Annotated in this window: 16 protein-coding genes, 2 tRNA genes and 1 pseudogene; 5 read left to right on the top strand and 14 right to left on the bottom strand. The window is 62.5% G+C overall.

Annotation, left to right across the window (positions count from 1 at the left end; translation table 11 throughout):
- Positions 1 to 9: 9 nt before the first annotated feature.
- Positions 10 to 837 carry a 23S rRNA (guanosine(2251)-2'-O)-methyltransferase RlmB gene (rlmB, locus tag ACFDR6_RS28180; protein ID WP_375860275.1) on the bottom strand — a complete coding sequence of 276 codons (828 nt, stop codon included), beginning with the start codon at positions 835 to 837 and terminating at the stop codon, positions 10 to 12.
- A gap of 206 nt (positions 838 to 1,043) precedes the next feature.
- Here rlmB and ACFDR6_RS28175 point away from each other — a divergent pair.
- Positions 1,044 to 1,129 (top strand) — tRNA-Tyr (locus ACFDR6_RS28175).
- A 326-nt stretch (positions 1,130 to 1,455) separates the two neighbouring features.
- Here ACFDR6_RS28175 and ACFDR6_RS28170 read toward each other — a convergent pair.
- Positions 1,456 to 1,953: a hypothetical protein gene (locus ACFDR6_RS28170; RefSeq protein ID WP_375860274.1), complete on the bottom strand. Its 498-nt coding sequence runs from the start codon at positions 1,951 to 1,953 to the stop codon at positions 1,456 to 1,458.
- 43 nt (positions 1,954 to 1,996) lie between these two features.
- Positions 1,997 to 2,479 carry a hypothetical protein gene (locus ACFDR6_RS28165; RefSeq protein ID WP_375860273.1) on the bottom strand — a complete coding sequence of 161 codons (483 nt, stop codon included), beginning with the start codon at positions 2,477 to 2,479 and terminating at the stop codon, positions 1,997 to 1,999.
- Between the two features lie 283 nt (positions 2,480 to 2,762).
- On the opposite strand from ACFDR6_RS28165, the gene ACFDR6_RS28160 reads away from it, so the two are divergent.
- Both ACFDR6_RS28160 and ACFDR6_RS28155 read left to right on the top strand, forming a co-directional pair.
- Entirely contained in the window at positions 2,763 to 3,281 is a 519-nt protein-coding gene (locus ACFDR6_RS28160; protein ID WP_375860272.1) for a hypothetical protein, read from the top strand.
- A 168-nt stretch (positions 3,282 to 3,449) separates the two neighbouring features.
- Positions 3,450 to 3,524 (top strand) — tRNA-Thr (locus ACFDR6_RS28155).
- Positions 3,525 to 3,602: 78 nt separating this feature from the next.
- Here ACFDR6_RS28155 and ACFDR6_RS28150 read toward each other — a convergent pair.
- The 7 genes and pseudogenes from ACFDR6_RS28150 to ACFDR6_RS28120 all read right to left on the bottom strand — a co-directional run bounded on the left by ACFDR6_RS28150 (position 3,603) and on the right by ACFDR6_RS28120 (position 11,535).
- Complete coding sequence (locus ACFDR6_RS28150; RefSeq protein WP_375860400.1) at positions 3,603 to 4,394, bottom strand: crotonase/enoyl-CoA hydratase family protein; 792 nt, start codon at positions 4,392 to 4,394, stop codon at positions 3,603 to 3,605.
- A gap of 86 nt (positions 4,395 to 4,480) precedes the next feature.
- The gene (locus ACFDR6_RS28145; RefSeq protein WP_375860399.1) at positions 4,481 to 5,581 is read right to left on the bottom strand and encodes an NADH:flavin oxidoreductase; all 1,101 of its coding nucleotides are present in this window, start codon (positions 5,579 to 5,581) and stop codon (positions 4,481 to 4,483) included.
- Between the two features lie 71 nt (positions 5,582 to 5,652).
- On the bottom strand, positions 5,653 to 6,846 hold the full coding sequence (locus ACFDR6_RS28140) for an ABC transporter substrate-binding protein (protein WP_375848758.1): 1,194 nt from the start codon (positions 6,844 to 6,846) through the stop codon (positions 5,653 to 5,655).
- 70 nt (positions 6,847 to 6,916) lie between these two features.
- Positions 6,917 to 8,509 carry a class I adenylate-forming enzyme family protein gene (locus ACFDR6_RS28135; protein WP_375860270.1) on the bottom strand — a complete coding sequence of 531 codons (1,593 nt, stop codon included), beginning with the start codon at positions 8,507 to 8,509 and terminating at the stop codon, positions 6,917 to 6,919.
- A gap of 369 nt (positions 8,510 to 8,878) precedes the next feature.
- On the bottom strand, positions 8,879 to 9,658 hold the full coding sequence (locus ACFDR6_RS28130) for an SDR family oxidoreductase (protein ID WP_317243554.1): 780 nt from the start codon (positions 9,656 to 9,658) through the stop codon (positions 8,879 to 8,881).
- A gap of 51 nt (positions 9,659 to 9,709) precedes the next feature.
- Complete coding sequence (locus ACFDR6_RS28125; protein WP_375860269.1) at positions 9,710 to 10,714, bottom strand: NADP-dependent oxidoreductase; 1,005 nt, start codon at positions 10,712 to 10,714, stop codon at positions 9,710 to 9,712.
- A 34-nt stretch (positions 10,715 to 10,748) separates the two neighbouring features.
- Positions 10,749 to 11,535: pseudogene (locus ACFDR6_RS28120) on the bottom strand (alpha/beta fold hydrolase).
- A gap of 343 nt (positions 11,536 to 11,878) precedes the next feature.
- Here ACFDR6_RS28120 and ACFDR6_RS28115 point away from each other — a divergent pair.
- A complete protein-coding gene (locus tag ACFDR6_RS28115; protein ID WP_212092326.1) occupies positions 11,879 to 12,310 on the top strand; it encodes a winged helix-turn-helix transcriptional regulator in 432 nt (143 codons plus the stop codon).
- A gap of 79 nt (positions 12,311 to 12,389) precedes the next feature.
- On the opposite strand, the gene ACFDR6_RS28110 is transcribed toward ACFDR6_RS28115, so the two are convergent.
- The 4 genes from ACFDR6_RS28110 to ACFDR6_RS28095 all read right to left on the bottom strand — a co-directional run bounded on the left by ACFDR6_RS28110 (position 12,390) and on the right by ACFDR6_RS28095 (position 16,970).
- Positions 12,390 to 13,211, bottom strand: coding sequence for an enoyl-CoA hydratase-related protein (locus ACFDR6_RS28110; protein ID WP_317243552.1), 822 nt, complete (start codon positions 13,209 to 13,211; stop codon positions 12,390 to 12,392).
- Between the two features lie 87 nt (positions 13,212 to 13,298).
- Entirely contained in the window at positions 13,299 to 14,003 is a 705-nt protein-coding gene (locus ACFDR6_RS28105; RefSeq protein ID WP_317243551.1) for an SDR family NAD(P)-dependent oxidoreductase, read from the bottom strand.
- 17 nt (positions 14,004 to 14,020) lie between these two features.
- Entirely contained in the window at positions 14,021 to 16,342 is a 2,322-nt protein-coding gene (locus ACFDR6_RS28100; RefSeq protein WP_317243550.1) for a molybdopterin-dependent oxidoreductase, read from the bottom strand.
- Between the two features lie 10 nt (positions 16,343 to 16,352).
- Positions 16,353 to 16,970 carry a TetR/AcrR family transcriptional regulator gene (locus tag ACFDR6_RS28095; protein WP_212092277.1) on the bottom strand — a complete coding sequence of 206 codons (618 nt, stop codon included), beginning with the start codon at positions 16,968 to 16,970 and terminating at the stop codon, positions 16,353 to 16,355.
- A gap of 169 nt (positions 16,971 to 17,139) precedes the next feature.
- On the opposite strand from ACFDR6_RS28095, the gene ACFDR6_RS28090 reads away from it, so the two are divergent.
- Positions 17,140 to 18,333 carry an acetyl-CoA C-acyltransferase gene (locus tag ACFDR6_RS28090; protein WP_317243549.1) on the top strand — a complete coding sequence of 398 codons (1,194 nt, stop codon included), beginning with the start codon at positions 17,140 to 17,142 and terminating at the stop codon, positions 18,331 to 18,333.
- The last annotated feature ends 10 nt before the right edge of the window (positions 18,334 to 18,343 follow it).

Genomic DNA, 18,343 nt, shown 5'->3' with positions numbered 1-18,343 from the left:
GGCAACCGCCTACTTCATCAACCCGAGCCGGCTCGCGCCGACATAGAGCGAGAGCACGGCGGCGTTGGAGACGTTGAGGCTCTTGATCTCGCCGGGCATGTCGAGCCGCGCCACGACGCTGCAGGTCTCGCGGGTCAATTGCCGCAGACCCTTGCCTTCGGCGCCGAGCACCAGCGCGAGCGGCTCGCGCAGCGCGACGTCCGACAGGTCCTCGCTGCCTTCGCTGTCGAGGCCCACGGTCTGGAAGCCGATTTCGTTCAGCGTGGTCAGCGCGCGCGCGAGGTTCTGCACGGTCACAACGGGCACCAGCTCCAGCGCGCCGGAGGCGGCCTTGGCGAGCACGCCGGTGGCTTCCGGGCTGTGGCGCGCAGTGGTGATGATCGCCTTCACCGCGAACGCTGCGGCGGAGCGCAGGATCGCGCCGACATTGTGCGGATCGGTGATCTGGTCGAGCACCAGCACCATGCCCTCCTGCTTCAAGGTCTCGATATCGGGCGAATGCAGAGGATCGGCTTCCGCAAGCAGGCCCTGATGCACCGCGTCGGGCGACAGCAGGCGGTCGATCTCCTGGGGCCGGACGATCTCGGGGGAGACGCGGGTTTCGATATTCTCGTCCGCAAGCCGCTTCGCAGCGTTCTCGGTCAGCGTCAGCTTGCGGATCCGCCGCTCCGGGTTGGCCAGGGCCATGGTCACGGTGTGCCAGCCATAGAGGATGACTGGCCCGTCGGCGTGCGAATCGCGGTCGCGCCAGGCCGGCCGGCCGGCCGATTTCCCGGGCCTGTTGAAGGGCTTAGCCCCGCCGCGGGAGCCCTTGGGGGTGAATTTTCGATCCTTCATGGGCTCGCTTGTGTCACGGGTCCCGGAATATGGCAATTTGGGTGGCTTCGAAGGCGATTTTAGCTGTTCGCCTCGGTTGACTTTGCCCCACCGGATCGCCCATAACCGCGCCCGGTCGCGCCCCCATCCGGGCTGTCGCGGCCTTCACGTTCCATGGCCGTCTTCGGTCGCCGGCAAGGTCCGGCCCGATTGTGCTGCCGTCGAGCGGGGGAGTGTCCCGAGTGGCAAAGGGAGCTGACTGTAAATCAGCCGCCTCATGGCTTCGCAGGTTCGAGTCCTGCCTCCCCCACCAGCCTTCGCTCGCTTCGCGAGCTACGGCTCGGCAAGCCAGCACAGGTGTTCGTGGCGCGAAGCGAGCGAAGGCTGTCACGCCGTAGCCCGAAGGGCGTAGGCGGACTCGCTCTCAACGCGGATCTCTCCACCTCGCGAGCTTCGGCTCGGCAAGCCATCCCGACACAGCATTGTGCGAAGCGAATGAAGGCTGCCGCGCCGTAGCCGACAGGCGTAGGCGGGCTGACAGCCCAGATCGATTCCGATCGTGATCATGCGCACACCGCGCAAGCAAAACGCCCGTCCGCATCGCGCGAACGGGCGTCTCGTCACTCGACCGATCAGAGATCAGTAATAGCGGCGCAGCACGCGATGGCCGCCGTAATACGGCATGGGCGCGTGGCGATGGGCGTAGCCGTAGCGCGGCGCATGGCCGTAGCGCGGAGCGTGGCCGTAGTGCACGCGCGGCAGATAGCCATGACGCGGGCCGTAGCCGTAGCGGTACGGACGGTAGTACGGGCGCTGATAGGGAGCGACAGTGGCGCGATAGCCATAGCCGTAATTGGCGGGCGCGACGACCGCGTCTTCACGATAGGTCGGATACGGCGCGAAGGCACCCGGGCCGGTGTAGGTCGGGCCCTGGTTGACGTAATAATACTGCGTGGTCGGCTCGGCGAGACGCTCATATGTGCCGTAGCCGTATCCATAGCCACCGCATCCGGTGTTGCAGCCGGAATAGACCGGCGCAACCGGCTGGCACGGATTGAAGCCGCAGGCCGCGGCCGGCGCGGTGGCGGCGAACATCACGGCAGCCGCCGCGACCAGTCCCGAAATCATCTGACGCATTACTCTCTCCTGTTGATTTCCGTTTGTTGGATTTTGACGTTTCTTAACCCGGCGGCCTGCCGGGTATTTCTGTGCGCGGCCGCGGCCGAGGCGGCCGAGGACGGTCGTTGATCTCGGGCGCATAGATCACCGGCGGCGGATCGACGGGCGCGTCCATCTGCGCCGGCAGCGGCGCGGACGAGGCGCCCCAGCTCTGATGGTAGCTCTCGGCGGGCTTGGGCAATTTGCGGTTGGCCGGCGGCTCGACCTCGAGCCGCCCATAGCCGGGCCGCAGGCCGAGCGTCGGATAATAATGGCCGACGTCGGAAGGTTGCCGCTCGGCGACATAGCGCCCGCCGTAGATCGTGGGCTGCACCTGCTGGTTCTTGCCAAGACCCCAGACACCCTCGGCCACCGTATAGGACGCGTCGATGTTGTTGATGATGATGGGGACGCCGGGACGGCCGGGAATGACGACGTCGAAGCCGCCGGCAAAGGCCGTCGCAGGCAATCCGATCAGAAAGGCGGCGAGCGCAACAGCACGCATGAGAGGACCCCGGTTATCCGGCGGCAACCTAACCGATCACCGCGCACAGAGGGTTAAGGCCCGCTCACCAACTTCCGGTAAGCCTAATGTGTAAGGATTGCGCGCCGCTCAAATGCCGCAAAGCCGGCTAGCAAAGCGTTAACGGCGCATCGCGCCGCCGTACGGAACTCGCGCCGCGCGCTCACATCCGTTTGACCATTGGATGACGAAATCCACCGGTTTCACCGGAACGTCCGACGCCTTCGGCATTTAGCCCCCGTCAACAAAATGGGAGCCAACAACCATGAACATCAAGCTTCTCGGGGCCACGGCGATTGCGGCGACCATGCTGGCTGGCTCTGCCACGGCGCAGACGGTCGTCACCAATTCCGGCCGCTGCTCGGCGCAATTCCCCAACGCCAACTGCCAGAACTTCGGCCCAGGAAATCCGTACACCGATAGCGGCACTCGCCACCGGCGCGCGACTTACCGCCAGACCAATGGCGACTGGAATAACGACTGGAACAGGAACCGCACCGGCTTCTGGCCCACCGACGTCGCGGCTGGCGTAGCCGGCGCCGCGATCGGCACCGCCGGCGCAATCGCCTCTGCGCCGTTCCGGGCCTGGGACAACTCGTACGCCTACGATAATTCCTACGCCTACGACAACGGCTGGAATAACTCTTGGAATAACTCCTGGGACAACCGCGGTTGGGACAATCGCAGCTGGGACACCCGCAGCTATGCCGAGCGCAATGGGTTCGTCTGTACGCCTGGCACCTGGTTCAAGGGCTCAGACGGCCGCCGGCACATCTGCCAGTAAGCGGCCCCACATCGAACCTGACGCGTCAGGCGGCCCCCGGGGCCGCCTGATCCACGTTTTGTGGCGGGACGCGCGGGTTCTGGCACTTTCCAATCAAGTCTGGTATTGCGGCGCGCACGGGCGGACAGCCCCGGCAACCGGCCGGGCCCTGCCCGCTTCGTCAGCGTCGCCGGCTTAGCTCAGCGGTAGAGCAGCGGTTTTGTAAACCGAAGGTCGGGGGTTCAATCCCCTCAGCCGGCACCAGTTGCTTCCCTAGCTCGCTGTTGAAATGGAGCTCCGGAAGATTTCTCGGCGACCTGCTGCCCTGGGCGCTTCGCGGATCTATTTCCCGCGGAACACCGCCGAGCGACGCTCCACGAAGGACTGGATGCCTTCCTTCATGTCTTCGCTGCTGAAGACGCGATCCTTGATGCTGGGAATGTAATCGATCGCAGCTCTCTCGCCGGCCTCGATGTATTTCAACGCGGCTTCCTTGGTTACCTGAATGCCGATCGGCGCGTTCCTGGCGATCAAATTCGCAATCTCCATCGCGCGCGCAATCTGCTGGCCGGGAGCGACGACTTCCTGAACAAACCCGACCTTGTGAGCCCGCGCGGCATTGAACTCATCGCACAGGAACAGGTGATACATCGCATCTCCCCATCCTGCCCGCGTCAGATATCTGAAATGGGCACCACCAAGGGGCGCGATCCCACGCTTGGATTCCATCTGACAGAACCGTGCGTCGTCGGCCGCCACGACGATGTCGCCAGCGAGCATCATTTCGATGCCAATCGTGAAGCAGATCCCCTGCACGGCCGTCACGATCGGCTTGCGACACCGGCTCTTCAACGCGAATGCATCGATGCTGCCGGGCTTGAGCTCGGTATTCTCGGCCTTGGGTCCGAAGAACTTCGGCATATCCAACCCGGCCGTGAAATCCGGACCCTCGGCGCAGAGGACCCCGACCCAATAGTCGTCGGAGCGATCGAGAAGCGTCATCGCATCCGACATCTGCGCCATCATCTGCGGACTGAAGGAGTTCTTCTTTGCGACGTTGTCGATGATGATCTTGAACACATGCCCGTGCACCTCGGTGCGAATCTGACCGACTTTGGCTTTGGTGTCGCTCATTGCTCGTCTCCAAGTTTTCTTCCAGGCGACTGCACGCCCGCAGGCTGCGCCCGGTAGCACCCGCGTCCGATCCTTCATTGCTCCGCCTAGCTCAGCGCAGCGAACGCCGTCCGTTCGAAGGCCATCAGTTCTTCCGTCCGGCCCTCGCGTATCTTCAGGAGCCATTGCGGATCCTGAAGCAGCGCGCGCCCCACCGCGACAAGATCGAATTCCTCGCGATCGAGGCGGCGGATCAGCTCGTCGAGGGACGCCGGACGGGAGCTCTCCCCGCCGTATGCGGCGATGAACTCGCCGGTCAAGCCGACCGACCCGACCGAGATCGTCGGCACCCCCGTCACCTTCTTCGCCCAACCGGCGAAATTCAGATCGGAGCCGTCAAACTCCGGCTCCCAGAACCGCCGCTGCGAGCAATGCAGAACGTCTACGCCGGCGTCGACCAGAGGTTTGAGCCAGGCTTCCAACGCGCGAGGCGTCTCGGCCAGCTTCACTTCATAGTCCTGCTGCTTCCACTGGCTGATGCGGAGCAAGATCGGAAAGTCCGGTCCGACCGACTTGCGCACCGCGTGAACGATGTCAGCGGCAAACCGGGCCCGGCCCGGCAGGTCCTTGCCGCCATAGGCGTCCTCGCGGCGATTGGTCCCGTCCCAGAAGAACTGATCGATCAGATAGCCGTGCGCACCGTGCAGCTCGACGGCGTCGAAGCCCAGGCGCTTCGCGGCAAGTGCCGCGTCGGCGAATGCGCGAATGGCATCAGCGACGTCCTCTTCGCTCATCGGCTCGCCGAACTTCTTCTCCGGTCGCGACAGACCCGACGGGCTGTCATAAGCCCCCGGAGGAGACCAATCCTTGGCGCGGGTGCGAACGGCTCCGACATGCCAAAGCTGCGGTGCCATCAGGCCGGCCGCGGCATGCACCTCGTCCACCACGCGGCGCCACCCGGCCAGCTCCTTTTCGCCGTGAAAGCGGGGAACATTCGGATCGTTCAGGGATGCCGGACGGTCCACGCCCGTCCCCTCCGAGATGATGAACCCAACCGCTCCTTCGGCACGGCGGCGGTAATATTGCGCGACGTCTTCGGTCGGAATGCCGCCCGGAGAGAATGATCGCGTCATCGGCGCCATCACGACCCGGTTTGGCAGGCTCAGCCCTTTCAGCTTGAAAGGCCGGAAAAGAACGTCAATGGACATCCGTGCTCCATGAGTAAGTTGGTCGTGTTGCTGGCTCAAATCACCCGCGCGGCATGTTCAGGAGGCGCAACTCACTTTCCGTCGGCGCTGAGTACGCTACCAAATTGGTCCCACGTGGTCCCATTCCAGCGCTGCAGTTGCAGCTGCGTGTAGGCCATGCTGCTTTCCGGGCCCGTATTGATGACGACACCCGGTATGACAGTGGGAAGGGACAGCCCGCGTATGTTCCTCGATTGCTTGACGATGTTCTCGCGCGAGAGATCGTTGCCGCATTGCTTGAGCACTTGCTCAAGGAGCTGCCCCTGCTGGGTGCCGAACAGATAATTGTTGTCTCCGATATCCGCGCCTGGGAGGTATTTGGCAAAGAACTCGCGGTACCATTTGATGCCGGGATCGTCGGCCCATTTCTTGTCATTCGGATCCTTGGTGATGGTCGCAGCGACGATGCCCACCGCCTTTTCCGGGCCCGCCGGGACGATGGTCGACGACACCGAGCTCGAAACGAAATTGATCAGGAACAGCGGCTTCCAAGCGATCTCATCGGCTTTCTTGATGGCCTGCGCTGCGAATTTGGGCGTGCCGGCCACCAAGAAGGCCTCTGCGCCGGACGATTTCAGCGAAACGACGTGGGAATCAATGGTCGGCTCGGTCACTTCGTAGGACGAGGCGACGACCTTCTTGTCGAAATCGTCCTTCAAATAGCCTTTGAATGCATTGACGAAGTCCTTACCCAGATCGTCGTTCTGATACAGGATGGCAATCTTCGCGTCCGGCCGGGTCTGGGTGATGTATTTCGCGTAGATTCGTCCCTCGGTGTCGTAGCTCGGCAATCCCGTCGTGGTCATGGGGAATTCAGCGAAGTTCGTGAATTTGGTGACTCCGCTCACGACAAACAGATGCGGCACCTTCTTCGCGTTGACGTATTTGATGGTGGCGGCGATGCCGGGCGTACCCAGCGGACCGAACAGGAACGCCACCTCGTCGCTTTCGACAAGTTTCCTGGTCTGCTCCACCGTCTTGGGAGGACTGTAGGCATCGTCGTAGGTGACGAGGTTGATCTTCCGTCCGTTGATGCCGCCACGATCGTTGATCGAATTGACGTAGGCGATCATGCCCTTGCCGGTGTTGCTCAGCGGCGAAGCGGGCCCGCTGAACGGGAAAGTCGCCCCAATCTTCACCTCGGATTCGGTGACGCCCGGCGTCTGCGCATGCGCGCCGGCTACCGATGCCGCGAGCGCGGCACCAATCATGATATTTCTCAACATTGTCAGCTCCCTTCGGCGACAGATCCGTCGCTCACATTCTTGCTTGGCGGAATTCGATTCCGGGCGCCCCTCAGCCCGCGGCCGCGTTGGACCTCCCTGGGCTCACGCGCGCGTCCGCCATCTCCCGTAACTTGTGCTTCAGGATCTTGCCGGTGGAGGCCGAGGGCAGAGCGTCGAGCACGATCAATTCGGTCGGACGCTTGTAGGACGTGAGCAATTGAGCCGTGTACGTCTTGAGGTCTTCAGCACTGATGCTGGCACCGGGAAGAAGCTGCACGAACGCGACGACCTCCTCGTTGCCATCGGCCTTCCGTCCGACGACGGCCGACTGAACGACCTGCTCGTGCGCGTTCAGGACCGCCTCGACCTCGGCGGGATAGACGTTGAAGCCGGAGCGGATGATCAGCTCTTTGGTGCGGCCGGCGATGTAGAGATGCCCCTTGTCGTTGACGCGGGCGAGATCCCCTGTGTTGAACCATCCCAGGTCATCGATCGCCGCCGCCGTCAGGTCGGGCGCGCGATAGTAGCCGAGCATGATGTTCGGACCTCGAACGTGCAGTTCGCCCACCTCGCCGGTCGCCACCCTCTTTCCTTGCCCGTCCACGATCCGGTGCTCGATGCCGGGAAGAAACGGTCCGACCGACTCATCCGAAACAGGCTGTTCCGAACGGACGCCCGACAGACCTGGCGAGCATTCCGTTATGCCGTAGTTGTTCAGCAGCGGGATTCCAAACTCGTCCTCGATTCGCTTCTTCAGATCGAGATCGAGCGGAGCGCCGGCAACGGCCATGATCCGCAGCCTGCCCCGTTCGAGCCGCTGGATGCCCTTGACCGCCTTGTGTTCGAGCATTCGTTGATATGTCGCGGGAACACCGAACAGGCTCGTGATCCCCTCCTCGGCGATGGCACGAGCCAGCGCAGCGGGATCGGCCTTGGCCACGACATGCAGCGTGCTGCCGTGCATCAGGGTCGAGATCAGCAGGATCGCGTATCCGACGATGTGCGACATCGGCAGCACGCCATAGATGCGGTCGTCCGGAGTGTTCTGGCGGAGGATTCCCGACGTCCTCGCGGTGAAGAGGAGGTTGCGGTGGCTCAGCATGACGCCCTTCGGTGCACCCGTCGTGCCCGACGTGTACAGAAGGCCCGCGACCTGGCGCGCGCCATCCTTCTCGACGGGCTCCGCTTGCGCATCCGCATTGAGCGGACCGATACCGATTCCACCAAACGGCCCGACCGCATCGATTTTTGCGCCGACGCGGCTGGCGTGATCGGCGGCTTCCTTCGACAGCGCCGCGTTGAATAGCACGCGTCTGGCGCCGCTGTGCGTTCCGATCAGGTCGATCTCTCGGGGCGAAAGACGGGGATTGACCGGAATACCCCAGGCATCGAGCTTGCTCGCCGCGAACAGCATCGCTCCCAGGGCCACGCTGTTCTCGCTGGCGATCATCACGCGATCACCGGGCCTGATGCCCAAACCAGCGAGGTCCTTTGCTGCAGCGTCGACTGCGTCCGAGAACTGCCGGTAGCTCCAGGACCGCCCGCCTTCCACGAAGGCCGGATGATCCGGAATATCCCGCACAAACGGCGCGTAGACCTCGTGCACTCGGGACGGCAGGCCGTCCAGCAGTTCGGCTGCGGTGAGATCGTCCACGCTCCTCATGCCATCCTCCCTCGTGCCTTGTTTTCGGCAGCGTTGCGCGGCCCCCTTCAACCGAGGGCGGTCCGCATTCTTCTGTTGGCCGGTGGAGTAAATCGTTCTAAAATAGAACTGTCAAGCCGAGCGGACGCCGAATGAGCTATAACAGGCGAAATTCTGCTACAGGCATGAAATTCTGATTTAGAATTTGGTGCCTCGGCGCGAGCGTTCGTAGAACCAGCAAGACAAGGCTGGCTCGAGGAAGCGCGGCGCTCGCAATAAGCGTGGCGCCATACCGCTGCGACATGAGCTATCGCGCGACGACTGTTTGAAGCTGGCAGCGGGAAAGCGCGATCAGGCCCTACCTGAACTTCGCACCGAAGTTGGCGCCAGTCACCATTTCTCGACCCACGGCCGGAGCACGACTTCGAAGGCCCAGGTCGACCGATGCTGACGGTGCAGCTGCAGATAGGTTTTCGCGATATGGGCGGGGTCGGCCATGTTGTCGTCGACGGTCGTTCCCGCCAGCCGGTGCGCGCGGGTCCCGTCCTCCTGGGTCCAGCCGATCGCAGCGTCGATCGGCACATTTGCCACGTGGATTCCCTGCGGCATCAGTTCCCTTGCCATGCTTTGCGCAAGTCCGGACTTGGCATGACATGCCATTGCAAACGGACCACTCGACGGAAAGCCTTTGAGCGCCGCGCTGGCGTTCGTGAAGATGATCGTTCCTCTCGCCCCATTGGCGTCAGGCTCGTTTCCGAGCATGAGCCGAGCGGCCTGTTGTCCCACCAGGAACGCTGAGAACGCCGCGTTTCGAAGTGTCTCGAGCGCCATGACCGGATCGGCCTCGATCACGTTCTTGCGGAAGATGCCGGGAACCCGGCCATCGATGTTATGCACGACAAGCCTTGGCGTCCCGATCTCGTGAACGACATTCTCGAACAGCCGTGCCACAGCTGCCGGTTCGCTTGCATCGCAGGCGTATCGACGCACGCCATGCGACTTTTCGAGGGACTGAAGAACCGCTTTTTCCGGATTCCGGGCTGCGACGGCGACACGCATCCCATTGTCCGCGAACAGCCTGGCGCAACTCGAACTGATGCCGGGGCCGCCGCCGACAATGAGTGCGACCTCGGGTGCGGAAGTTTGGGTGTTCGGAGTGGACTGAGTCATGTTGCTTCCTCCAGTTGGCTTTAAGTCGTGGCGTCGCCACGTGGGCAGGGCCTATTGCCTCACCGCAATCGCGACCTTGCCCTTCGCACGCCCGGTCTCGACATAAGCCAGCGCATCACCGGTCTTTTCAAACGGGAAAACCTTGTCCACGACCGGGCGGATCACCCCGGATTCGATCAAGGACGTGATTTCGCTCAGCTGCTGCCCCTGCGCGCGCATGAACAGGAATGAGAAGTGCACACCAAGGCTCCTGGCTTTCTTCCGCGCACCACGGCTCAGCAGGCGCATCACCAGCCTCAGGAACAGGTTCATGCCCTGCCGCTTGGCGAATTCGGGGTCGGGCGGCCCGGTGATCGAAATGAGCAGGCCACCCGGCTTGAGCACGCGCAGGGATTTTCCAAGCGCCTCGGCGTCCTGGCTGTGCAGGACCAGATCGTAGTCCGACAGAACCTTCTCGAAATCCTGGGTCTTGTAATCAATGACGAGGTCCGCACCGAGACTCTTGACCAGCTCGGCATTCTTCGCGCTCGTCGTCGTCGCGACGATCGCACCGAGATGCTTGGCGAGCTGGATCGCGAAAGTCCCCACCCCGCCGGAGCCGGCCTGGATGAAGACCTTCTGGCCCGGTTTCAGCTGCCCCACCTCGACCAGCGCCTGCCAGGCGGTCAGCCCCACCAGCGGGATGGAGGCGGCCTCTTCCATGCTGATATTCTTAGGCCGTAGCGCCACATCCGCTTCATCGATCGCAATGAATTCGGCGAATGTTCCGACCCGATGATCGCGCGGCCGTGCATAGACCTCGTCGCCGACCTTGAACCGCCTGACATTGCGGCCGACCCTGATGACTGTCCCGGCAACATCGTGGCCCAGAATGAAAGGCGGACGATACGGCAGTATGAGTTTGAATTCTCCATCCCTGACCTTGGAGTCCAGAAGGTTTACGGCCGTTGCATGAACCCGAACCAGGATATCATCGTCCCGCACCTCCGGTTCTGGCATCGTTGCCAGGCGCAGAGCGCCTTTCTTCTGGTACTTGTCGACAACGAATGCCTTCATGATCTCATCTCCAATTTGAAGCTTCGTTGCGGGGTCAGGCGTCGAGGAAGGACAGCGCCTTCGGCACGAAATCGGCGTGGTACTGGAAAATCCCGCCATGCCCGGCATCTTCGTAGATGACCAGTTGTGCGCCCGGGATCCGCCGTGCCATGTCGGTGCTGTTTGCGCTCGGCACCATGATGTCGTTATCGCCATTCGCGATCAGGACCGGGATGCGAAGGCTGCCGAGATCCTGAGGCGCCTGCTGGCCCCAGTTCTTGATCGCCTTGAGTTGCCGCAACAAGGCCCCTGGCGTGGCTCCCTTTGTCCCGATCTGCCTTCCGCTCCTTTAGCCTTCCCAGAAAGGCCTTTGCGGCCCGGCGACCATTGGCGGTGGAGGTGAAGAACAGGTAGAATTTCGGGTCTCGCAGTGTCAGCAAGCCCTTGATCATCAGCGGCCATGACACCGGCCCAACCTTCTCGATACCTTTGCCGCCTGCCGGGCCCGTGCCGGTCAGGATCAGCTTTCGCACGAGACCCGGGGACTTCAGCGCGATATCTTGCGCCACGAAACCGCCGAGGGAAAAGCCGAGTAGGTCGACTTTTTCAAAGCTCAGCGCGGCGATCAAAGCCATCGTATCTTGCGCCATTTCGCCGACCGTAACAGGCGCTTTCCCGCTTGAAGCGCCGATACCGCGGTAGTCGATCGCGATGACGCGATGCCTGGTGGCGAGCCCATCGACGATCGCTGGATCGAAATTGTCGAGAACCGCACCCCAATGGTTGAGAAGAACCAATGGCACGCCAGTACGCGGACCGATATCGCGATAGGCAAAGATCATTCCCCCAGCACGGATCGAAAGATTCGGGGCATCGACATAGCGCACGACCGATCCGGCGTGGCTGACATGATCTAACATCGCTTACTCCATCGTTCGGCTGACACCGGAATCCCAAAGTCGGAGGGACATTGACCGGGGGGCACGCTCTTCCTATGCGCACCGAAGTGCACGTGTTGATCGCGCCGCAGCGCTGGCCCCGACGCCAGCCCAATGCTGGCGGAAGCACCCCGGGATCAGCGCCGCCCTGTTTGCTCGGGTCCGTTTTCTCAATTTGCTGTGGAACACCGACGATCGATCTGTTACTATCAATTTAGTATCAAGTCACTACCAAAATGAGACTTACATGAAGAAACTTTCGTCCCAACCTTGCCTGATCGCCCGGAGCCTGGCGCTGGTCGGGGACGCATGGAGCATGCTGATCATGCGCGATGCCCATGCGGGGCTGACCCGCTTCGACGATTTTCGCAAGAGTCTCGGTATCGCGCCGACGATGCTAACGGGGCGGCTTTCAACGCTGGTTGACGAAGGGTTGTTGGAGAAACGCCGTTATTCAGACCGTCCGCCACGGGACGAATATGTGCTGACGGAAGCCGGACGCGACTTCTTGCCCGTCCTGTTTGCGATTGGCGCGTGGGGACGCAAGCATCGCGGCGGCGGCAAGGTGACCCGGTTCTTCGATGCCGAGAACGGAACGGAGATTGATCCCCTCACCATCGACCGCGCGACCGGCGCTCCGATCGGAACGCGTTCCATTCGTGTCGCCGCAGTCGAATGAGCAATTCGCTTGGCATCTTCAGCTTGTGCGATCCCGAGCGCGGCAACATAGACTTCGAAGCAATAAACCTGAGAGAGTTTCACCTGTAGGACGGCGGACGTTTCTCGATGAATGCCCGGACGGCTTCGGTGTGCTGCGCAGTGCCCGCCGCGAGGACCATCCTCTCGGCCTCCTGATCCAGTGACGTCAAGAAGTCGGCCGACAGCGCAAGGTCGAGATTATCCTTCATGGAGGCATAGGCGCTCGCCGGACCATTCGCCAATGCTCTCGCCATTTCGAATGCTTCGCTTTGCAGTTCGGACTCAGGTACCACGCGATTGACCAGCCCCAATGCTTCGCAGCGCCGTGCACTGATCCGTTCAGACAGAAACATCAGTTCGCGGGCACGCGACGTTCCGGCCAGCCGGGTCAAGAGCCACGAAATGCCGTAATCGCCGGTAAGCGCAATCCTGGCGTAGCCAGTCGTCATGATGGCGGATTCGGCTGCAATACGAATGTCGCAGGCGAGCGCGATCGCAAGTCCGGCGCCGGCCGCCGGACCCGGCAGGGCCGCAATGGTGGGTTTGCGCACCGAAACGAGTACGCCGGTCAAGGTGCGCTGACGTTCCCTCAATCGCGCAACCTTGTCGCTGAATGACATCGCCGGCGCGGCAGAGTTGCTGCCCATCCCCTTGACGTCGCCGCCCGAGCAGAAAGCGGTACCGGCGCCGGTAATCAGCAGAGCTCCGACTTCGGGATCGTCTCCATTCTGCTTGATCATCCGGCGCAATGCCGGCGTGAGATGGTCGGACAGCGAATTCCGGGCCTCCGGCCGATTCAAGGTGATCACGGCGACGCGATCCCGAATAACACACAGCAGCTCGTCCGTTCCGGTATCAACTGAGATTGGCCCATCAGTCATGGTTTCTGACCCTTCAAGTCTCTGCGCGACCTCTCAAAATGAGCAAGCGCGTTAGCGATTGTGACCGTCTTTCTCGTCGGCCGAGCATCACCACGTTTCGTTGAATGGCCGCAGTTCCGTCAGGAATGACCAGGCCGATCGATCCTGACCGTAGAGATGGTACAGTTCGTCGGCGATCGCGGCAGGCTTGATGAAGAAATCGTCCGGTCTGTCACTCATCCGCGCGCGCATCCGGGGCGTGTCGATCACGGCGTCAATGAGAACATAGGAGACGTGGACGCCGAGAGGCCCGACGTCACGTGCGATCGACTCGGCCAGAATGCGCTGCGCCGCCTTCGTCGGCGCGAAGCCGGCGAAATTGGCCTTGCCTCGGATCGACGACGTGTTGCCAGTCACCAGGATTGCGCCCTTGCCCCGATCGATCATGTCGGGCGCCAGTTCCCGCGACAGGTACAACAGGCCCATCACGTTGACCTCGAAGTTGCCCTTCAGCATCTTCGGATCGATCTCGCGAAAACTCCCCCAGCCCCCACCGACCGCGTTGTGGATGAGAACTTCGGCCGCGCCAAAGCGTCGCTTTACGTCGGCGACCACGGTCCGCACCTGGCCCTCGTCCGAGACGTCGCAAGTCACCGCGTGCACGTCCGGAAGCTCTTGCGCAAGCCGATTGATGAGCTCCGCTGAGCGGGCAAGCGCGATGATACGAAACCCGCCAGCAGAGAAGCGCTTGACGATGGCCGCGCCCGTGCCCGGCCCCACTCCAGTCACGATCGCGATTGGTTTCTCGGTCATTTGACGCTCCCTTCGAGCTATTGTCCCGCCGCTCTCTCATGAATTCGCTCGGACTGCGACTGATAGGCCGCAGCCTCGTGTGCGGACACCAGAGTCAGGCGAACCGCGACGTTCTTGTGGTAGGGCGTGCCCGCAATGGGATCGCGGTTGCCGCTCTCGGTGAGCAGATTGATGCGCGGTCCGTTGATCAGGCGTTCACCGTCCGGCGAGGGATAAGCCTGGCCGTAGCCGTGCGGCAGCGCCAGCTGGCCATTCCGCATGGCGTCGTCGATCTTGCAGCGGACGACGAGCCGCCCGACGGCCGACTCGACGGCGATCCAGTCGCCATCCTTCGCACCCAACTCGCGCAGATCGCTCGAATTGATCAACAGGGCGCCGTCCGGATCCTCGCGACGCCAGGCCGGATCGCGAAAGATCTGGTTGGCGTTGAACATGCGTCGGCCGCCAGCCGCCAGTATGAACGGAAACGCTTTTGGCGCGCCTGCAGCTTGCGGATCGAGACGCGCCAACCATTCCAGCATCTGCGGGACGACCAGCCGAACCTTGCGATCCGAATGGCTGATCAATGACCAGACCTCGTCATATTCGTGCCGGGTCACCGCAGTGCCCTGCCGGGCGGCCACGATGGTGTCGAACAGGAGATCTCCGAGCTGCTGGTCCGTCACCTCGTCGGAGGCGCCGATCGCCCGCCGCACCGCTTGCGGGGATCGCTTCGCGCAAGCCAGCGCTGCGCTCCACATCGGCGCCGCGGCCGCAGTACCGTCCGGAAGCGTCTGCCCCAGCGTATGATAGAGCACCAGGGCAGGCACTGCTGCAGGGTTTTCCGCAATGAAAGCACGAAAGGCCGCGGCGAATTCAGGTCGCGAGCGCCGTGCGATTTCCCGTAGCGGCGCGAGCACATTGTCACCCGGCAGAAGCCCCAGGGCGATGGCAAGCCGCGTGTAGATCTCGGGTTCCGGCAAGGTGCCGGCGAGCGGCGGCAAGACGCCGGCACGGACATGAAAATAGTTCGTCGGAAATTCGAAGTTGAAGAGAGTAAATTCGGTCTTCTCGTATTGTGTGGACGCCGGGAGAACGTAATGCGCGAGCCGTGCGGTTTCGGTCATCGCAACGTCGACCACAACGCATAGCTCTAACGATTGCAACGCGCGTTCCACCGCCAGGGTATTCGCGGCGGTGTTGGCGGGATTGGAGCTATCGATCCAGGCGCAACGCAACCGCTCTGGATGATCCTTGAGCACCGCTTCGGGGAAAATGTTGGGCGGCAATAAGCCCCCAATGATCGCGTCGCCGGTCGGCGCGAATGTCTGGTTCGGAGAGTTTGCCCATAGCGGTTGAAGCCAGCTATGCAATTGGTTGGTACCTTCGCGGCCGAAATTGCCGGAAAGCATGATCAGGAGCTTTTCAAGATAGGAGTTGAGAGTCGAGTTGATGCCCTGCTGGATGCCGAGCTCGACCCGAACCACCATGGCCTTCGCCGCCGCAATCATGGCGGCGCAACGCTCCAGCTCCGCGATGGAAACGTCGGCGGCGGCCGCCCATTCCTGAACCGGGATGTTCAATAGCGCCTGCCTCACTTCCGCGAATCCGATCGTGTGCTTCTCGATGAACGCGTGATCGATCCGGTCGGAGCGGACGAGCGTGGCCAGCAGCGCGCCAAGGAGAAACGCATCGGCGCCGGGACGAACCGCAAGATGCAGATCCGCCATTTCGGCGGTTTCGGTTCGCCTGGGGTCGATGACGATCAGCTTGCGTGCGGGATCCTTGCGGATCTGATTGAGATGGTCGCGCGCATTGGGGAAGCCGTGCGCGATCCAGGGATTTGCACCGATGACGAGCAGGAGATCGCAATGATGAACGTCTTCTGTCGTGTGGCAGGTCTGGCTGCCGAACATGTGGCCGTTGACCCAGAAATCGCCGGTCTTCTCCTGCGAAAGGGCGTTGAAGACGCTGCGCGAGCCCAGCGCACGCAACAAGCCGCTGGCGTAGGCGCCGCCAGCGTGGTTGCCCTGCCCACCGCCGCCATAAAGGGCAATGCTCTTGCCGCCAAACCTGTCGCAGATGTCCCGCAGCCGCTGCGCGATTTCTGCGATCGCCACGTCCCATTCGATCTCGTCAAAGCCGCCATCGGCCCGGCGACGCAGCGGAGTCGTGAGCCGATCCCTGTGATGCGCATAATAGGGAATACGGGTCGCCTTGTTGCACAGATAGCCCTGCGACTTCGGGTTTGAACGGTCGCCCCGCACTTTCTCGAGGCGGCCGTCATCTACCAAGACCTCGATACCGCAATTGACGTAACACAGGTTGCAGGCCGTCTTGAGCCACTTACCGGCCATCATGGGCGCCTCCCTATTTATCGCGTATTGCCTTTTTTGTTCTGCGCCGGGGCTTCTGTCTCCGGCGGTCTGCGGTCATGCGTCCGGCATCGAGGATGCTATCGGAGAGCTTCCCGGCACCGACAGCACGCGACAGCACGATCGATCCAACCATGGCCGCAATGGCGCCCGTCGCGATTTGGCGAGCCTGTTGGGGCGTCTCATCGGGAAGCAGCTCGACAAAGACGTCGATCATATCTTCCAGTTTGGAAGCTAAGGCCCGCCGCTCGCCGGCACTCGATCGCGCGACATCGGCGGCCAGGGCCGGAAGCGCGCAACCGTGTCTTGGATTGTCGCGATGCCGAGGGCTGAGATAATCGGCGATCAACGCCTCGAACCGATCCTCGTCGCCCTTCCCGTTCGCCAGCTTCTTCCACCGTTCGACCATTTGGTCCATGGCAAAGGCGATGGCCTCGCCGACAAGCGCGGCACGCGAATCGAAATGGTTATAGAACCCGCCGTGCGTCAGACCCGCGAGCTTCATCAACTCGACAACGCTAAGCCCTTCGGCGCCGTTTTGACGCAAGCCGTAAGAGGCATTTTCGACGATCCGGCTGTGGGTCTGGCGCCTGTGGTCTTCGACGTAACGCATCGACCCTCCCTGCAAGCTCATGGGTGACCGGCCGCACGAGCCGTTCCCATTCCCTCCCTGCAATTCTGGAACCGCGCTATTTCAGACCACGGCAACATTTCATTGCAATGCCCACTATCTTATATGACTATCGTCATATAACAACAGCGATCAACAGGAGAAATTGGCCATGGCCGCTTCCGATCCCGTCGTCATCCTTTCCGCCGCCCGTACGCCACTCGGCCGCTTCATGGGCGAGCTCTCGCCGCTTAGCGCACACAGGCTCGGCTCTCATGTGATCGGGGCTGCTCTGGAACGGGCCAAGCTGGCGCCCGAGCGGATCGACGAGGTGTTCATGGGCAACGTGCTGCCGGCCGGACAAGGCCAGGCGCCGGCGCGCCAGGCCGCTCGTGGCGCCAAATTGCCGGATGCCACCGGCGCCACCACCGTCAACAAGGTCTGCGGTTCCGGCATGAAGGCCACCATGCTCGCTCACGACATCATCAATGCCGGCTCCGCCGAGATCGTTCTGTCCGGCGGCATGGAGAGCATGAGCAATGCGCCGTATTTGCTGGCCAAGGCGCGTGGCGGCTATCGCGCCGGCCACGATCGGATCATCGACCACATGTTGATGGATGGACTGGAAGACGCCTACGAGACCGGGCGCTCGATGGGCGACTTCGGCGAAGCCACGGCGGAGGCCTATCAATTCACCCGCAAGGATCAGGACGATTATGCGATCGAGACCCTGACCCGCGCCCGCAAGGCGGTTGAAGGCGGCGCGTTCAAGGCTGAGATCGTTCCGATCACGTTGACCGAGAAGGCCGGACCTCGGATCATCTCCAATGACGAGCATCCGCTCAAGGTCGATCCTGCCAAAATCCCCGGGCTGAAGGCCGCGTTCCGCGCCAACGGCACCATCACGCCCGCCGCGTCCTCCGCCAATGCTGACGGCGCTGCGGCGCTCATCCTGGCGAAGCGCTCGCTGGCCGATCGTGACGGCCTCCCGGTGCTCGCCGAGATCAAGGGCCATGCCACCCACAGCCAGGAGCCACAATGGTTCACCACGGCCCCGATCCCGGCTATTCGTAAGCTGCTGGACAAGGTCGGCTGGAGCGTTGGCGACGTCGATCTGTTTGAGATCAACGAGGCCTTTGCCGTCGTGGCGATGGCGGCGCAGAAGGACCTCGGCATCCCCAGAGAGAAGCTGAACGTCAACGGCGGCGCCTGCGCGCTGGGTCATCCCATCGGCGCCACCGGCGCGCGGCTGATCGTGACACTGCTGCACGCGCTCGAGGCTCAGAACCTCAAGCGCGGCGTCGCCTCGCTCTGCATCGGCGGCGGCGAAGCCACTGCCATAGCGATCGAGCGCGTCGTCCGCTGACACCGGCTGA

Source organism: Bradyrhizobium tunisiense (assembly GCF_042263385.1).
Classification (GTDB): Bacteria; Pseudomonadota; Alphaproteobacteria; order Rhizobiales; family Xanthobacteraceae; genus Bradyrhizobium; species Bradyrhizobium tunisiense.
Note: the sequence above shows the minus strand (reverse complement) of the source record. Positions and strands in the feature narration are given on the sequence as shown.

Excerpts from the sequence above, each read along its gene's own strand:
- rlmB (WP_375860275.1), bottom strand. The coding sequence starts at position 837 with ATGAAGGATCGAAAATTCACCCCCAAGGGCTCCCGCGGCGGGGCTAAG.
- ACFDR6_RS28170 (WP_375860274.1), bottom strand. The coding sequence starts at position 1,953 with ATGCGTCAGATGATTTCGGGACTGGTCGCGGCGGCTGCCGTGATGTTC.
- ACFDR6_RS28165 (WP_375860273.1), bottom strand. The coding sequence starts at position 2,479 with ATGCGTGCTGTTGCGCTCGCCGCCTTTCTGATCGGATTGCCTGCGACG.
- ACFDR6_RS28160 (WP_375860272.1), top strand. The coding sequence starts at position 2,763 with ATGAACATCAAGCTTCTCGGGGCCACGGCGATTGCGGCGACCATGCTG.
- ACFDR6_RS28150 (WP_375860400.1), bottom strand. The coding sequence starts at position 4,394 with ATGAGCGACACCAAAGCCAAAGTCGGTCAGATTCGCACCGAGGTGCAC.
- ACFDR6_RS28145 (WP_375860399.1), bottom strand. The coding sequence starts at position 5,581 with ATGTCCATTGACGTTCTTTTCCGGCCTTTCAAGCTGAAAGGGCTGAGC.
- ACFDR6_RS28140 (WP_375848758.1), bottom strand. The coding sequence starts at position 6,846 with ATGTTGAGAAATATCATGATTGGTGCCGCGCTCGCGGCATCGGTAGCC.
- ACFDR6_RS28135 (WP_375860270.1), bottom strand. The coding sequence starts at position 8,509 with ATGAGGAGCGTGGACGATCTCACCGCAGCCGAACTGCTGGACGGCCTG.
- ACFDR6_RS28130 (WP_317243554.1), bottom strand. The coding sequence starts at position 9,658 with ATGACTCAGTCCACTCCGAACACCCAAACTTCCGCACCCGAGGTCGCA.
- ACFDR6_RS28125 (WP_375860269.1), bottom strand. The coding sequence starts at position 10,714 with ATGAAGGCATTCGTTGTCGACAAGTACCAGAAGAAAGGCGCTCTGCGC.
- ACFDR6_RS28115 (WP_212092326.1), top strand. The coding sequence starts at position 11,879 with ATGAAGAAACTTTCGTCCCAACCTTGCCTGATCGCCCGGAGCCTGGCG.
- ACFDR6_RS28110 (WP_317243552.1), bottom strand. The coding sequence starts at position 13,211 with ATGACTGATGGGCCAATCTCAGTTGATACCGGAACGGACGAGCTGCTG.
- ACFDR6_RS28105 (WP_317243551.1), bottom strand. The coding sequence starts at position 14,003 with ATGACCGAGAAACCAATCGCGATCGTGACTGGAGTGGGGCCGGGCACG.
- ACFDR6_RS28100 (WP_317243550.1), bottom strand. The coding sequence starts at position 16,342 with ATGATGGCCGGTAAGTGGCTCAAGACGGCCTGCAACCTGTGTTACGTC.
- ACFDR6_RS28095 (WP_212092277.1), bottom strand. The coding sequence starts at position 16,970 with ATGCGTTACGTCGAAGACCACAGGCGCCAGACCCACAGCCGGATCGTC.
- ACFDR6_RS28090 (WP_317243549.1), top strand. The coding sequence starts at position 17,140 with ATGGCCGCTTCCGATCCCGTCGTCATCCTTTCCGCCGCCCGTACGCCA.